The sequence below is a fragment of the Streptomyces sp. JNUCC 63 genome, assembly GCF_054366325.1.
Window position 1 is genome coordinate 2,113,876 of sequence record NZ_CM135963.1, and the last position, 14,327, is coordinate 2,128,202.

Consider the following 14,327-nt stretch of genomic DNA (forward strand, 5'->3'; position numbering starts at 1 on the left):
CCGCCGGCACGACGTCCGTGTCACGCGCCGCCGGGGACCCAGCCCTGGCGGCGCAGCACGGCCGACACATCGGGCGCCTCGTAGTGCTCCCCCTTGAGCACCTTGCCGTCGGCGCGCCGGGTGACCTGGCCGTCCGGGCCGAGCTTGGTCATGTTGGAACGGTGGATCTCGGCGATCACCTCGTCCAGGTCGACACCGTGCACCAGGGCGGTGCCGTACGCCACGTACACCACGTCCGCCAACTCGTGCGCGAGCCGGTCGAGCGGGCCGCCGACCGAGACCTCCGCGACCTCGGCCGCCTCCTCCGCGAGCAGGTCCCCGCGGTGCGCGGCGAGCTCGGGCGGCACCAGGGTGGGCGTACTGCGGGCATCCAGCCCGAAGGCGCGGTGGAACTCACGGACGAGATCGGCGGGCGAGGAGCTCATACGGCGAAGATAGCCGTCCCCTGTGACAGCCCCGGCCGGTTGCCCTGAGCGCCCGCCCTGGTCAGCACGGCACCCCGGCTGGCAGGATCGCGCGCATGTCCAAGGTGTTCCCCCGTATCGGCAGCCGCCGCGGCCTGCAGGGCACGGCCGTCGGTGTCGTCGTCCTCGGGCTGCTGCTGTGGTGGCTGCTGCCCCTGGGCGACACCCCGCCGAGAGGGACGATCACCCTCAGCACCGGAACCCTGCACGGGGTCTACCAGGAGTACGGCGAGCGGCTGCGCACCGCGTTCGCCAAGGACATGCCCGATCTGAAGGTGCGGCTGCTGACCAGCGACGGCTCGCAGGAGAACGTCACGCGCGTGGCGACCGGCCAGGCCGACTTCGCCATCACCGCGGCGGACGCGGTGGAGACGTACAAGCTGTACCACGGTGCGGGCGCCGCGCAGCTGCGCGGTGTGGCCCGCCTCTACGACGACTACGTGCAGCTCGTGGTCCCGGGTGGCTCGCGTGTGACCTCCGTGCGGGACCTGCGCGGCAAGCGGGTGGCGATAGGGCCGCCGAAGTCGGGCGTCCGGCTGATCGCCGAGCGGGTGCTCAGGGCGGCCGGGATCGACCCGGAGACCGACATCCGGCCGATGAGCGACGGCATCGACACCGGGCCGGGCCGGCTGCGGCAGGGCGAGCTCGACGCGTTCTTCTGGTCGGGCGGCCTGCCGACGGACGGCATCAAGCGGCCGGCCAAAAAGTTCGCGTTCCGGTTCGTGCCGATCGAGGCCGACCTGGTGGCCGAACTGCACGCCGAGGGCGGCGCCACGCGCTACTACCGGGCCACCAACATGCCCGAGTCGGCCTACCCGACGATCCAGCACGGCGACACCGTGCCCACGATCGCCGTGTCCAACCTGCTGATGACCCGCGAGGACGTCGACCCGAGGCTGATCGAGTGGGTGACCCGCACCGTCATCAAGAGCCGTGACGGCATCGGCGCCCACGTCCACTCCGCCCAGTTGGTCGACCTGCGCACCGCCATCTATACCGACCCGCTCGCCCTGCACGAGGGCGCACGCCGCTACTACCGCTCGGTCAAGCCTTAGGACCTGTCCGGCGGATCATGCCGGAACCGCGGGGCCTGGCACGCACTCCCCAAGTTCTGAACGAGCAGGGGCCCCCAGCGGCGTTGTCGTCGGTTGCCGACTCCCCCGAGCTCTCGGCTTCGCTCGAGCAGGGGACCCCCATCGCGTCGGCTCCCTCCTCCGCCTCACAGCTGCACGCACCACCCCCCGCTCACGTGGGCCGATAGGCCCCGCTGCCTGGAGCCGGCCTGATCCGCCGGGCAGGCCCTAGGACCCCGTCCTCGGCACCGTCACCGTCACCTTCAGCCCGCGCGGCTCCTCGCTGCGGTGGTGGTCGTAGGAGACGGAGCCGCCGCCCGCCGTGAGCAACGCGCGCGTGATGGACAGGCCGAGGCCGGAGCCCTTGACGTTCTGGTGGCGGCCGCTGCGCCAGAAGCGGTCGCCGATGCGGGCGAGTTCCTCGTCGGTGAGGCCGGGGCCGTGGTCGGCGACCACGACCGTGGACGTGTCGCGGTCACAGGAGACCCGTACGTCGACGCGCTCGCCCTCGGGCGTGAACTTGACCGCGTTGTCGATCACCGCGTCCAGCGCGGAGGACAGCGCGACCGGGTCGGCCCAGGCCGTGGTGGCCGGACAGTCGCCGACCAACCGGATCCCCTTGGCCTCGGCGGCCGCCGCCCAGGCGGCCACCCGCTCGGCGGTCAGCTCGCCGATGTCGATGAGCCGCAGGTCGGGCTCCGCGTGTTCGGCGAGCGCCAGGTCCAGCAGGTCGTCCAGGACGTGCGCCAGGCGCTTGCCCTCGGTCTGGACCGAGGCGATCTCCTCGTTGCCCTCGGGCAGCTCCAGGGCGAGCAGCTCGATGCGGAGCAGCAGCGCGGACAGCGGGTTGCGCAGTTGGTGCGAGGCGTCGGCGACGAAGGCGCGCTGCTGCTCCAGCACGTCCTCGACGTTGTCCGCCATCTCGTTGAACGACCGGGCGAGCCGGCGCAGTTCCGGCGGTCCGCCGGCCACCGCCACCCGGGACTTCAGCCGCCCGGTGGCGATGTCGTGGGTGGTGGCGTCGAGGACGCGTACGGGCCGGAGCACCCAGCCGGTCAGCCGCAGGGCCGCGGCGACGGCGACCAGCATCGCAACGCTCTCGCCCACGCCGATGAGCAGCCAGCCGTGCAGGGTCCGGGACCGCATCTGCCCGGTCGGTGAGTCGGTGACGACGACCGCGACCACGTCACCGTCCCGGATCACGGGGGAGGCGACGACGAGCCGGTGCCGCTGCCAGGGCCAGACCTGCTCCGGGTCGTGGCTGCGCCGGCTCAGCAGCGCCTCCCCGAAGGCGTCGCGCACCTCGCCCGCGGCGGGCAGGGACCAGTCGGCGGGCGCGTTGGCCATCGGGATGTCCGACCGGTAGTAGACGCCGGCCCGGATGCCGTAGACCTCGTGGTAGCTGGCCAGTTCACGGCTGAGGGTCTCCAGGCGCTCGTCCGGGCCCGTCCGGGGGACGCCACTGGTCCGGTCGGTGACGAACTGGGCCAGGGCGGCGAAGCGTGCCGTGTCGTCGATCCGGTCCACGACCACCTTCTGCTGCTCGGCGCGGGCCACGCTGACGGCGAGCGGGACGCCGAGGGCGAGCAGGACGGCCGCCATCAGGACGATGAGCAGCGGCAGAAGACGTGTGCGCACCCGTCCCCGCTAGGCGGCCGGGGCGACGAGCCGGTAGCCGACGCCGCGTACGGTCTCGATCAGCGCCGGCCTGCGCAGTTTGGAGCGCAGCGAGGCGACGTGCACCTCCAGGGTGCGTCCGGTCCCCTCCCAGCTGGTGCGCCACACCTCGCTGATGATCTGCTCGCGGCGGAAGACCACGCCGGGGCGCTGGGCGAGCAGCGCCAGCAGGTCGAACTCCTTGCGGGTCAGCTGGACGACGGTGCCGTCGACGCTGACCTGCCGGGTGGACAGTTCGATGTGCACGGAGCCGAGCCGCAGCGCGCTCTCGCCGACGCTGACCGCGTCCTCGTGGGCGGTGCGGCGGCTGACGGCGTGGATACGGGCGAGCAGCTCGCCGGTGTCGTAGGGCTTCACCACGTAGTCGTCGGCGCCGAGGTTGAGGCCGTGGATGCGGGAGCGGACGTCGGAGCGGGCGGTGACCATGATCACTGGGGTGCTGGTGCGCTTGCGGATCTTGCTGCAGAGCTCGAAGCCGTCCTGGTCGGGCAGGCCCAGGTCGAGCAGGACCACGCCGAAGCAGGCGCCCTCGGGGACCAGCGCCTGCAGGGCCTCCTCACCGCTGCGGGCGTGCGTGACGTCGAAACCGTGCCGCGCCAGGACCGCGGACAGGGCGGCTGCGACGTGGTTGTCGTCCTCGACGAGGAGCAGTCTCATCCCGGCCCCCTCCAATTCATGCGCCGTACGGTCGTGGCGGGTACAAGGCACGCACGCGCGCGTGCACCCCGGCAGTCACGCCGATGGACGAGGACGCCGTCAAGGGGGTTCCGGTTGCACACCCTCTGTCGTTACCCACCCGGTATGCACCCGGCCGGCCGCGCTAAGAGGTGTACCGGGCCGCTACCGGATCGTGATGCTCAGATCTCGCTCAGATGTGGTGACGTTGGTCTCGTCCGTGGCTACTGTCCCCCGAAACCGAGGAGGACGGAGCCTGAAAGCGATGACCGAAGTATCGATGGCCAAGGAAGACGTGGCCTCGACTAGCGATCTGGTCGTCCTGAAGAGCGTCAACAAGCACTTCGGCGCGTTGCACGTGCTCCAGGACATCGAACTGACGGTCGCCCGCGGCGAGGTCGTCGTGGTCATCGGGCCCTCCGGGTCCGGCAAGTCCACCCTGTGCCGCACCATCAACCGCCTGGAGACCATCGACTCCGGCACGATCAGCATCGACGGAAAGCCGCTGCCCCAGGAGGGCAAGGCGCTGGCCCGGCTGCGCGCCGACGTCGGCATGGTGTTCCAGTCGTTCAACCTCTTCGCGCACAAGACCGTGCTCGAGAACGTGACCCTCGGCCAGGTCAAGGTCCGCCGCGCGGACAGGAAGAAGGCCGAGGAGCGGGCCCGGGAGCTGCTCGACCGGGTAGGGGTGGGCGCGCAGGCCGACAAGTACCCCGCGCAGCTCTCCGGCGGCCAGCAGCAGCGCGTGGCCATCGCACGGGCGCTGGCCATGGACCCGAAGGTCATGCTGTTCGACGAGCCGACCTCCGCGCTCGACCCGGAGATGATCAACGAGGTCCTCGAGGTCATGCAGCAGCTCGCCCGGGACGGCATGACGATGATCGTCGTCACCCACGAGATGGGATTCGCCCGATCGGCTGCAAACCGGGTGGTCTTCATGGCCGACGGCCGGATCGTCGAACAGGCTGCGCCCGACCAGTTCTTCAGCAATCCGCGCAGCGACCGGGCCAGGGACTTCCTGTCGAAGATCCTGCACCACTGACGCGGCGGCCCGCCGGTGACGCCGTACGCCACCGGCCCCACGATCGTGCCGTCGCCGTCCCGACGGCTCCTCACCTTCTCAACAGCCAAAGGAAGTTCACATGAAGCTCCGCAAGGTCACCGCCGCCTCGGCCGTCGTCCTCGCCCTCGCCCTCTCGGCGACGGCGTGCGGCTCGAACGACAAGAAGGACTCGGGCTCGTCGGGTGGTGGTGGCGGCAAGATCAAGGTCGGCATCAAGTTCGACCAGCCGGGTCTCGGCCTGAAGCAGCCCGACGGCTCCTTCGCCGGTTTCGACGTGGACGTGGCCACCTACGTGGCCAAGCAGCTCGGCTACAAGCCCGACCAGATCGAGTGGGTCGAGACCAAGAGCGCCGACCGTGAGAACGCGCTGGCCCGCGGCGACGTGAAGTTCATCGTGGCCACGTACTCGATCAACGACGAGCGCAAGCAGAAGGTCGACTTCGCCGGCCCGTACCTGCTGGCCCACCAGGACCTGCTGGTCAAGTCCGACTCGGACATCTCCAAGGGCACGGACCTCAACGGCAAGAAGCTGTGTTCCGTGACCGGCTCCACCTCGGCGCAGAACGTCCAGAAGACGATCGCCCCGAAGGCCGACCTGCGTGAGTACGGCGGCTACTCGGAGTGCATCGCCGGCCTGCAGAGCGGCGCCGTGGACGCGGTGACCACCGACGACTCGATCCTGGCGGGCTTCGCCTCCCAGGACAAGTACAAGGGCCAGTTCAAGCTCGCCGGTCTCAAGCTGAGCAACGAGAACTACGGCATCGGTGTCAAGAAGGGCGACACCGCGACCCTGGACAAGATCAACTCCGCGCTGGAGAAGATGGTCGGCGACGGTTCGTGGGACACCGCGGTCAAGAAGAACTTCGGCCCGGCCGACTACAAGAACGAGCCCGCCCCGAAGATCGGCGACATCGTCAAGTGACCCGGCTCGTCCGGTAAGCAGGGATCCGCAGGCATAGCAGGGTTCCACGGGCGCGCCGCCGCCCGCCGCGCTCACGGCGGCGGCGCGCCACGCCCTCCTCTTACGCCACACACCCGGAAGCGCGGGAGATCGTGTTCGACTTTCTTCAAGATTACGACGTCCTTGGGGCGTTCTGGATGACGGTGAAACTCACCGCCCTCTCCGCCCTGGGCTCCCTGGTCTGGGGCACCCTGCTGGCCGCGATGCGGGTCAGCCCGGTTCCGGTGATGCGCGGCTTCGGCACCGCCTACGTCAACATCTTCCGGAACATCCCCCTGACGGTGCTCATCGTCTTCACCTCCATCGGCCTCGCCGACACCTTCGGGGTGACGATGGGCGCGCCCGACTTCAAAGTCCAGGGCTTCCGGCTGGCGGTGCTCGGGCTCGCCGCCTACCACGCGGCCTTCGTCTGCGAGGCGCTGCGCTCCGGCATCAACACCGTGCCGGTGGGGCAGGCGGAGGCAGCGCGCGCGATCGGGCTGAACTTCAGCCAGTCCCTGCGGCTCGTCGTGCTGCCGCAGGCGTTCCGCGCGGTGATCGGACCGCTGGCCAACGTACTGATCGCACTGACCAAGAACACGACTGTGGCGGCCGCGATCGGTGTGGCCGAGGCCGCCTACCTGATGAAGACGATGATCGAGAACGAGGCCCAGACGCTCGCCATCGGCGCGGTGTTCGCCCTCGGATTCGTGGTCCTGACCCTGCCCGTCGGCCTCTTCCTCGGCTGGCTCGGCAAGCGCCTGGCGGTGAAGCGATGAGCTCCGTTCTGTACGACGCCCCCGGCCCCCGGGCCAAGCGGCGCAATGTCGTCCTCTCGGTCGTCTTCGTCGGCCTGCTCGCACTGCTCGTGTGGTGGGTCTGGTCGACGATGAACGACAAGGGCCAGCTCAAGTGGGACCTGTGGCAGCCCTTCACCACCTCCGCGGCCTGGACGACGTACCTGCTGCCCGGTCTCGGCAACACCCTGAAGGCCGCGGCGCTTGCCATGATCATCGCCCTTCCGCTGGGCGCGGTCTTCGGCATAGCCCGGCTGTCCGACCACCGGTGGATCCGGGTTCCGGCCGGTGTGGTGGTCGAGTTCTTCCGGGCGATCCCGGTACTGCTGCTGATGCTGTTCGCCTACGAGTTCTACGTCCGCTCCACGGGTATCGCCAGCGACGAGCGCCCCCTCTACGCGGTCGTCACCGGCCTGGTGCTCTACAACGCCTCGGTTCTCGCCGAGGTCGTACGTGCCGGCATCCTGGCCCTCCCCAAGGGGCAGACGGAGGCCGCCTACGCGATCGGTCTGCGCAAGGGCCAGACGATGAGCAGCATCCTGCTCCCGCAGGCGGTCACCGTCATGCTGCCGGCCATCGTCAGCCAGCTGGTCGTCATCGTGAAGGACACCGCGCTGGGCGGCGTGATGCTCAACTTCACCGAGCTCCTGAACACCCGCAGCACGATCGCGGCCAACTACGCCAACGTCGTCGCCAGCTTCATCGTGGTTGCCGTCATCTTCATCGCGCTGAACTTCGCCCTCACCAGCTTCGCCAGCTGGCTGGAACAGCGGCTGCGGCACGGGAAGAAGTCGACCGGGGCACTGGTTCCGTCCGCAGCGGTGGCCGGCACGGAGGCGACCGGAGTGGGCGGCGTCGACGGCCCCGGTGGCTACGCCGGGAAGACGTTCACCTGACAGGGGGTCATTCCGTAAGCGAGACACGGGGGCAGTGGAGTGATCACCACTGCCCCCGTCACTTGACGCAAGCAGCGGCAATGGGTTGCATACGTTCTGTGATCGTGCACCCTGCTCCAACCGTTTGTTCATGTCTGTCCGTCAGGACACCACTGCGGGCGGCAGGGGGCGCCGCGTCGTGGACCCGGTGATCGTTGTCGGGGCGGGGCCCGTCGGGCTCGCGCTCGCCCTGGCGCTGGCGCGGCAGGACGTGCCGGTCGTCGTGCTCGACGAGGGGCCGGGCGGGGACACGCCGCGCGCCGCGCGCACGGTCGTCCTGCGCGAGGACACCGCCGCGCTCGTGGAGCGCCTGGCCGGTGTACCGCTCGGCGGCGCCGGGCTTCGCTGGGCCGGATGGCGGACGATGCGGCGCAAGCAGGTGATGCACGAGGTCGCCTTCGACGAGGGCACTCCCGCCCCGCTGCACATCGCCCAGCACGTCCTGACCGGCGCCCTGCGCGCCGCCATCGCCCGCGAACCGCTGGTCGAGCTCGCCGTGGGCAGCCGGCTCGACACCATGGAGCAGGAGCCCACCGGCGTCACCGCCCACACCCGCGGCCCCCAGGGCACGTGGTGGCGCGGCAGTTACCTCGTCGGCTGCGACGGCCCGCGGTCGACCGTACGCAAGCTCCAGGACATCCGCTTCCCCGGCCGTACGGCCGTCGAGCGGCACGCCGTCGCCGCGGTGCGCACCGAACTGCCCCGGCCCGGTGAAGCGTTCCTCCACCGGCTGCCGCCGTGGCGGACCACCGGCCCCTTCGCCGGGGAGATCGCAGCCCGCCCGCTGCCGGACGGCGTGTGGCGGCTGGACTGGCTGCTGCCGCCCGGCAAGGACCTGGTCACGCCCGAACTGCTGGTCGCCCGCATCCGCGAGACCCTCACCGGCTGGACCGGCGAGCCCTCGCCGTCGTACGAACTCCTGGACACCGGCGTCCACACGGTCCACCACCGGCTGGCCCGCCGCTGGCGTGCCGGGCGGGTCTTCCTCGCCGGGGACGCGGCGCACCTGCTCGGCGCGTTCGGCACCCAGGGGCTGGACGAGGGCCTGCGGGACGCCGACAACCTCGCCTGGAAGCTGGCGTCGGCCTGGCACCACGGCCCGCACGAGGCCCTGCTGGACAGCTACCAGACCGAGCGGCGCGCGATCGTCGCCGCCCGGCTGCGCGCCGCCGACCAGGTGCTGCCGGTGCTGCGCGGGGGCGGCGGACTGCGGTCCTACGTCCCCGGAACGGCACGCGGCCACGACGCCCTGCTCATGGACGGCCACCTGGGGCTCGGATCCCTGGGCGCGCCGGGGTCGTACGCCGACTCGCCGCTCACGCCCCCGCACCTGGACGCCGAGGTGCCCGTGGACACGCCGGTCGGCACGCCCGTAGCCGATGTGGTGGTGACCGCGGAGGACGGCTCCTTCGTGCGGCTCAGGGACCGGCTCGGCCGCGGGGCGCTGCTCGTGGTGCTGGTCGCGCCGGGCACGGTGGTGTGGGAGCGCCGGCACTGGATGAGCGCCGGCATCATGCCCCGGCTGGCCGCCGCGGTCACCGCACTGCCGCACCGCGCCGAGCTGCTGGTCGCCGAGAGCTACCCGGGCGCCGCCCCCCACACCGTGCTCCTGGTACGGCCCGACGGCCACCTGGTCACCGCGCTGAGCGGAGTGCGCCCGGCCGACCTGTACATGGCGGCGGAGGCCGCCGTAGGCGGCGCGGGGCACGCCGGGACGCGGGCCGAGGCGGGTGCCCGCTGATTTTTCGGATCCTGTGGACCGTCCGCGTCCTCGCCGTGCGGTCCACAGGGTGGTGGTGAGTTGACCACCTCGCACCGCCATGGTGTACTCCGCATCGTGACCGACACCGATGTGCGCCTGTGGCGGAGGGTCCATATGGACCTCGTCCGCTATGCGGGCTGCGTGTGTCGTCCGTCCTGCTGAACTCGCATCCCCTTTTTTTCGGCGCGCGCCGTTCGCTCATGCCCGTGTGCCTGTGCCGCCGCGCGCCCTCCGCGAACGTTTCTTCAGGACGGTGTACGTGTCTGTCTCGACCTCCGTGTCCTCCCCCGCCGTGTCCTCGCCCTCCCTCCAGGGACCGACGCAGGCGGAACTCCTCGACTTCGTACGGCGCACCGCCGCCGACGCCGAGCTGATCGCCTCGCTCCCGCTCGACCCGGAGGGCCGCACCTGGGTGCGCCTGGACGGGCCCGGCGGCAGTGAGGCCTGGTTGATCGGCTGGCCGCCCGGCACCGGCACTGGCTGGCACGACCACGCCGACTCGGTCGGCGCCTTCGTCACCGCCACCGGTGAGCTGACGGAGAACTCGCTCGCCGCCCGGCTGCCCACCGACGGCTGGAAGACCCTCGAACTCACCGACGACGTGGACCGCACACGGCGGCTGCCGGCCGGCCGGGGCCGCGCCTTCGGCCGCCATCACGTCCACGAGGTGTTCAATGAGTCCCCTCACGGGCATGCGGTGTCCGTGCACGCCTACTACCCACCGCTGCCCCGGATCCGCCGTTACGGCCGCACCGGCCAGACACTGCGCCTGGAGCAGATCGAGCGCCCGGAGAACTGGCAGTGAGCGAGGAACGACCGACGACCGGAATCGACGGACTGCTGGAGCGAGTGCGGCAGGGCTACGAGCGCGTCGAGGCGCGTGAGGCGTACGGCGCCGCCCGGGCCGGCGAGGCCCTGCTGGTGGACATCCGGTACGCCGCGCTGCGCGATCGCGATGGTCTGATCCCGGGCGCCCTCGTCATCGAGCGCAACGAACTGGAGTGGCGGCTGGATCCCCGGGGCAGCCACCGCGTCCCCGAGGCCACCGGTCATGACCTGCGCGTCGTCGTCATCTGCAACGAGGGCTACGCGTCGAGTCTGGCGGCCGCCTCCCTGCACCAGCTGGGGCTGCACCGGGCGACCGACCTGGTGGGCGGCTTCCAGTCGTGGCGGGCGGCGGGGCTGCCGGTGATCTCGTAGGGCGTTCCTGCTCCCTGCGGACGCCGTCTCAGAACCCCTCGTCCGTGAGGAAGCCCGTGTCCTGGCCCTCCTCCTCCAGCGCCTGCCGGACCACCCGCAGGGCCAGGCCCTCGGAGTAGCCCTTGCGGGCGAGCATCCCGGCGAGGCGGCGCAGCCGTTTGTCGCGGTCGAGGCCGCGGGTGGAGCGCAGCTTGCGGGCGACGAGCTCGCGTGCGGTGGCCTCCTCCTGCTCGGCGTCGAGTCGGCCGACCGCCTCGTCGATCAGCGCCGCGTCGACGCCCTTGGTCCGCAGCTCCTGGGCGAGCGCGCGCCGCGCCAGTCCGCGCCCGTGGTGCCGGGACTCCACCCAGGCGTCCGCGAACGCGCTGTCGTCGATCAGCCCGACCTCCTCGAACCGCGACAGCACCTCCTGCGCCGCGTCGTCCGGGATGTCCCGCTTGCGCAGGGCGTCCGCGAGCTGCTTGCGGGTGCGCGGGGTCCCGGTGAGCAGGCGCAGACAGATCGCGCGCGCCCGCTCCACCGGGTCCCCCGGAGGCTCCCCCTGCCCAGCCCTCGACACGGAGGGGGCGCCCCCGTCCTCGGCGGACGCCTCGCCGAAACCACGCCGGCGACGTCCGCGTCCACCGTGCGACCCGCCGTCACGCGAGCCGTCCCGGCGTGCACCACCCGCGCGGCGCAGGCCACCTCCTGCCTCGTCATCCCCGTACGCGCCGTCTCCGGGCACGCCGTCCGGGTCCGCACCGGAGCCGGGGGCGTATACGGTTCCCTTCCCCCGCGGGGCACCGGAGGCGGCGTACTCGTACTCGTAGTCGTAGTCGGCCCAGTCGGTTCGCCGTGTCACGGTCAGCTCTTGGCTGCGGCGGCCTTGGGCTTGGCGGTCTTGGCGGCCGCCGTGGCGGGCACCGTCTTGGCGGAGTCGTCCGTGGCGGTGGTGACCGCGGCGTCCGCGCCCGGCTCGGCGGCCGGCTCCTCGGGCCGCACTCCGACGCCCAGCTTCTCCTTGATCTTCTTCTCGATCTCGTTGGCCAGGTCGGGGTTGTCCTTCAGGAAGTTGCGCGCGTTCTCCTTGCCCTGGCCGAGCTGGTCGCCCTCGTACGTGTACCAGGCGCCGGCCTTGCGGACGAAACCGTGCTCCACGCCCATGTCGATCAGGCCGCCCTCACGGCTGATGCCCTGGCCGTAGAGGATGTCGAACTCGGCCTGCTTGAAGGGCGGCGCGACCTTGTTCTTGACGACCTTGCAGCGGGTGCGGTTGCCGACCGCCTCGGTGCCGTCCTTCAGCGTCTCGATGCGGCGGATGTCGATGCGCACGGAGGCGTAGAACTTCAGCGCGCGGCCACCGGTCGTGGTCTCCGGGGAGCCGAACATCACGCCGATCTTCTCGCGCAGCTGGTTGATGAAGATCGCCGTGGTCTTCGACTGGTTGAGCGCGCTGGTGATCTTGCGGAGGGCCTGGCTCATCAGACGGGCCTGCAGACCCACGTGCGAGTCGCCCATCTCGCCCTCGATCTCCGCGCGCGGGACGAGCGCGGCGACGGAGTCGATGACGATGAGGTCGAGCGCGCCGGAGCGGACCAGCATGTCCACGATCTCCAGCGCCTGCTCGCCGTTGTCCGGCTGGGACAGGATCAGGTTGTCGATGTCGACGCCGAGCTTGCGCGCGTACTCGGGGTCGAGGGCGTGCTCCGCGTCCACGAAGGCCACCTGGCCGCCGGCCTTCTGCGCGTTCGCCACCGCGTGCAGGGTCAGGGTCGTCTTGCCGGAGGACTCCGGTCCGTAGATCTCCACGACGCGGCCGCGCGGCAGGCCGCCGACACCGAGGGCCACGTCCAGCGCGGTCGACCCGGTCGGGATGACCTCGATGGGCTCCTTCGACCGCTCGCCCATGCGCATGACCGCGCCCTTGCCGAATTGCCGTTCAATCTGCGCGAGCGCGGCGTCGAGCGCCTTCTCGCGGTCGGTTCCTGCCATGGGTTCCACCCGGTTTGCTTGAGTCGATCGCTTCACGTCAAAGACGCTAACGCCTGCCACTGACAACGCGCCCCGACGCACGTCCGGCCTGTGGACAACCAAGGGACGAGTCACCTCAAAACCGGACGAAGTCCCTTGCGTTGAACCTCGCCGGAACCCCCATAAGAATGGATGTTCGATTTTTGTGTCAAGCGCACCACGCGCCACGCGCCGAGCGGCGTCTACTGTCTCGGTCGCTCTCCGACGGAGTCCTCCCCGGCCTCCGCCGTCGGCTGCCGCGCCGCCCGCAGCCGTCGTGCGCGCGTGAGGAGGCCCTGTGCCGGGGCACGCCTGCGGTGGCCGTGGACGCGGGGGTCGTCCGTGACGGCGTACCGCTTCACGTAGGCCCCCAGGAAGGCCTGCAGTGTGGCGACGGCGGGGATGGCGATCAGCGCGCCGACCGCGCCGAGCAGCGCGGTGCCGGCGACGACCGACCCGAAGGCGACCGCGGGATGGATGTCGACGGTCTTCGCGGTCAGCTTGGGTTGCAGCATGTAGTTCTCGAACTGCTGGTAGATCACGACGAAGACCAGCACCCACACCGCGTACCACGGGTCGACCGTGAAGGCGATCAGCATCGGCAGGGCGCCCGCGAGATAGGTGCCGATGGTGGGGATGAACTGCGAGACCAGGCCCACCCAGACGCCGAGCACGGGCGCGTACGGCACTTCCAGGGCCTGCAGCAGGACGTAGTGGGCGATCCCCGAGACGAGCGCCATCAGGCCGCGCGAGTACAGGTAGCCGCCGGTCTTGTCGACGGCGATCTCCCACGCGCGCAGTACCTCGGCCTGGCGGGCGGGCGGCAGTACGGAGCAGAGGGTGCGGCGCAGCCGCGGCCCGTCGGCGGCGAAGTAGAACGAGAACAGGGTGATCGTCAGCAGCTGGAACAGCCCGCCCAGCACCTGGGCGGACACGTCGAGCACGCCCGCGGCGCTGTTCTGCGCGTACTTGCGCAGCCAGTCGGAGTGGAGCAGCCCCTCCTGCACGTCCACCCGTCTGAGCTCGGTGTGGAACGTGGCGTTGACCCAGTTGATGACGGAGTCGAGGTACTCCGGGAAGCCCTCGACCATCTTGATGATCTGCCCGGCGAGCATCGAGCCGAGCAGCGTCACGAAGCCGGCCGTCGCGATCGCCAGGGCGAGGAAGACCAGGAAGGTCGCGAAGCCCCGCCGCATGCCGAGCGCGGCCATGCGGCTCACCGCGGGCTCTATGGCCAGGGCCAGGAAGAACGCGATGAGGACGTTGAGCAGCAGGCCGGTCAGCTCGTGGAAGGCCCAGCTGCCGAGCTGGAAGACCGCGACGAGACCGAGCGCGAGCGCCATGGCGCGTGGCAGCCAGCGGGGCATGCGGGCGCTCGGCCCGGCGGCGCCCTGGACCGGAGACCGGGGAGGCGGCGGCGTAGCGGACGGGGGTGCGTGCTGGGCCGTCTGCCCGGACTCGTCAGTGGGTGCCACGGTGCAAGTCTCGCCCATGCCGCCGTCGGTCCGGCACCGGCCCGCGATCTCCGCGACCGGTCAGCGCTTCTCCTGCGGAACGTTCATGACGTGGCAGACCACACGCCACACGTCCTTGGCGTCCCAGCCCGCCGTCAGCGCCTCGTGCACCGTACGCCCGCCGAGCTCCGACATCACGTGGTCGCGCGCGAAGGTGTCGGCGTATCCCGCGCCGAAGTGCTCCGCCATCCGCTCCCAGAAGACCGTCAACCGCATGAGCCCAGTATCCCGCCCTGGG

At 70.9% G+C, this 14,327-nt stretch carries 16 protein-coding genes; 9 read left to right on the forward strand and 7 right to left on the reverse strand.

The features are described 5' to 3' along the window. Nucleotides 1-20: 20 nt before the first annotated feature. Nucleotides 21-425 carry a pyrophosphohydrolase domain-containing protein gene (locus ACX25U_RS09515; RefSeq protein WP_454390548.1) on the reverse strand — a complete coding sequence of 135 codons (405 nt, stop codon included), beginning with the start codon at nucleotides 423-425 and terminating at the stop codon, nucleotides 21-23. Nucleotides 426-520: 95 nt separating this feature from the next. Between ACX25U_RS09515 and ACX25U_RS09520 the strand changes: the two genes are divergently transcribed. Further along, nucleotides 521-1,519 (forward strand): TAXI family TRAP transporter solute-binding subunit, encoded by a 999-nt coding sequence (locus tag ACX25U_RS09520; protein WP_454390550.1) that lies wholly within the window; start codon nucleotides 521-523, stop codon nucleotides 1,517-1,519. Between the two features lie 246 nt (nucleotides 1,520-1,765). On the opposite strand, the gene ACX25U_RS09525 is transcribed toward ACX25U_RS09520, so the two are convergent. Beyond that, complete coding sequence (locus ACX25U_RS09525) at nucleotides 1,766-3,175, reverse strand: sensor histidine kinase (RefSeq protein ID WP_454390552.1); 1,410 nt, start codon at nucleotides 3,173-3,175, stop codon at nucleotides 1,766-1,768. 9 nt (nucleotides 3,176-3,184) lie between these two features. Next, the gene (locus tag ACX25U_RS09530; RefSeq protein ID WP_454390554.1) at nucleotides 3,185-3,871 is read right to left on the reverse strand and encodes a response regulator transcription factor; all 687 of its coding nucleotides are present in this window, start codon (nucleotides 3,869-3,871) and stop codon (nucleotides 3,185-3,187) included. 283 nt (nucleotides 3,872-4,154) lie between these two features. On the opposite strand from ACX25U_RS09530, the gene ACX25U_RS09535 reads away from it, so the two are divergent. From ACX25U_RS09535 to ACX25U_RS09570, 8 genes are all read left to right on the forward strand, one after another. Continuing rightward, a complete protein-coding gene (locus ACX25U_RS09535; RefSeq protein ID WP_454390556.1) occupies nucleotides 4,155-4,931 on the forward strand; it encodes an amino acid ABC transporter ATP-binding protein in 777 nt (258 codons plus the stop codon). Nucleotides 4,932-5,031: 100 nt separating this feature from the next. Continuing rightward, the gene (locus ACX25U_RS09540; RefSeq protein ID WP_454390558.1) at nucleotides 5,032-5,874 is read left to right on the forward strand and encodes a glutamate ABC transporter substrate-binding protein; all 843 of its coding nucleotides are present in this window, start codon (nucleotides 5,032-5,034) and stop codon (nucleotides 5,872-5,874) included. 131 nt (nucleotides 5,875-6,005) lie between these two features. Further along, nucleotides 6,006-6,671 carry an amino acid ABC transporter permease gene (locus ACX25U_RS09545; RefSeq protein WP_454390560.1) on the forward strand — a complete coding sequence of 222 codons (666 nt, stop codon included), beginning with the start codon at nucleotides 6,006-6,008 and terminating at the stop codon, nucleotides 6,669-6,671. Continuing rightward, entirely contained in the window at nucleotides 6,668-7,585 is a 918-nt protein-coding gene (locus tag ACX25U_RS09550; protein WP_454390562.1) for an amino acid ABC transporter permease, read from the forward strand. Before ACX25U_RS09545 ends, ACX25U_RS09550 begins: the two co-directional genes overlap by 4 nt. Before the next feature lie 178 nt (nucleotides 7,586-7,763). Further along, nucleotides 7,764-9,365: an FAD-dependent monooxygenase gene (locus tag ACX25U_RS09555; protein WP_454394178.1), complete on the forward strand. Its 1,602-nt coding sequence runs from the start codon at nucleotides 7,764-7,766 to the stop codon at nucleotides 9,363-9,365. Nucleotides 9,366-9,476: 111 nt separating this feature from the next. Continuing rightward, nucleotides 9,477-9,548: a putative leader peptide gene (locus tag ACX25U_RS09560; RefSeq protein WP_309544753.1), complete on the forward strand. Its 72-nt coding sequence runs from the start codon at nucleotides 9,477-9,479 to the stop codon at nucleotides 9,546-9,548. A 97-nt stretch (nucleotides 9,549-9,645) separates the two neighbouring features. Further along, nucleotides 9,646-10,191: a cysteine dioxygenase gene (locus ACX25U_RS09565; protein WP_454390564.1), complete on the forward strand. Its 546-nt coding sequence runs from the start codon at nucleotides 9,646-9,648 to the stop codon at nucleotides 10,189-10,191. After that, nucleotides 10,182-10,586: a rhodanese-like domain-containing protein gene (locus tag ACX25U_RS09570; protein ID WP_454394180.1), complete on the forward strand. Its 405-nt coding sequence runs from the start codon at nucleotides 10,182-10,184 to the stop codon at nucleotides 10,584-10,586. Before ACX25U_RS09565 ends, ACX25U_RS09570 begins: the two co-directional genes overlap by 10 nt. A gap of 28 nt (nucleotides 10,587-10,614) precedes the next feature. Here the strand turns inward: ACX25U_RS09570 and recX are convergent, their stop codons facing one another. The 4 genes from recX to ACX25U_RS09590 all read right to left on the reverse strand — a co-directional run bounded on the left by recX (nucleotide 10,615) and on the right by ACX25U_RS09590 (nucleotide 14,305). Continuing rightward, the gene (gene recX, locus ACX25U_RS09575; RefSeq protein WP_454390566.1) at nucleotides 10,615-11,427 is read right to left on the reverse strand and encodes a recombination regulator RecX; all 813 of its coding nucleotides are present in this window, start codon (nucleotides 11,425-11,427) and stop codon (nucleotides 10,615-10,617) included. 2 nt (nucleotides 11,428-11,429) lie between these two features. Beyond that, nucleotides 11,430-12,557 (reverse strand): recombinase RecA, encoded by a 1,128-nt coding sequence (gene recA / locus ACX25U_RS09580; protein WP_454390568.1) that lies wholly within the window; start codon nucleotides 12,555-12,557, stop codon nucleotides 11,430-11,432. A 221-nt stretch (nucleotides 12,558-12,778) separates the two neighbouring features. Next, nucleotides 12,779-14,050, reverse strand: a complete 1,272-nt coding sequence (locus tag ACX25U_RS09585; RefSeq protein ID WP_454390570.1) for an AI-2E family transporter — start codon at nucleotides 14,048-14,050, stop codon at nucleotides 12,779-12,781. Between the two features lie 60 nt (nucleotides 14,051-14,110). Then, the gene (locus ACX25U_RS09590) at nucleotides 14,111-14,305 is read right to left on the reverse strand and encodes a DUF3046 domain-containing protein (RefSeq protein ID WP_454390572.1); all 195 of its coding nucleotides are present in this window, start codon (nucleotides 14,303-14,305) and stop codon (nucleotides 14,111-14,113) included. Between the last annotated feature and the right edge of the window lie 22 nt (nucleotides 14,306-14,327).

Coding starts and splice junctions, on each gene's coding strand:
- ACX25U_RS09535 (WP_454390556.1), top strand. CDS start 4,155: ATGACCGAAGTATCGATGGCCAAGGAAGACGTGGCCTCGACTAGCGAT.
- ACX25U_RS09590 (WP_454390572.1), bottom strand. CDS start 14,305: ATGCGGTTGACGGTCTTCTGGGAGCGGATGGCGGAGCACTTCGGCGCG.
- recA (WP_454390568.1), bottom strand. CDS start 12,557: ATGGCAGGAACCGACCGCGAGAAGGCGCTCGACGCCGCGCTCGCGCAG.
- ACX25U_RS09530 (WP_454390554.1), bottom strand. CDS start 3,871: ATGAGACTGCTCCTCGTCGAGGACGACAACCACGTCGCAGCCGCCCTG.
- ACX25U_RS09540 (WP_454390558.1), top strand. CDS start 5,032: ATGAAGCTCCGCAAGGTCACCGCCGCCTCGGCCGTCGTCCTCGCCCTC.
- ACX25U_RS09515 (WP_454390548.1), bottom strand. CDS start 425: ATGAGCTCCTCGCCCGCCGATCTCGTCCGTGAGTTCCACCGCGCCTTC.
- ACX25U_RS09550 (WP_454390562.1), top strand. CDS start 6,668: ATGAGCTCCGTTCTGTACGACGCCCCCGGCCCCCGGGCCAAGCGGCGC.
- ACX25U_RS09520 (WP_454390550.1), top strand. CDS start 521: ATGTCCAAGGTGTTCCCCCGTATCGGCAGCCGCCGCGGCCTGCAGGGC.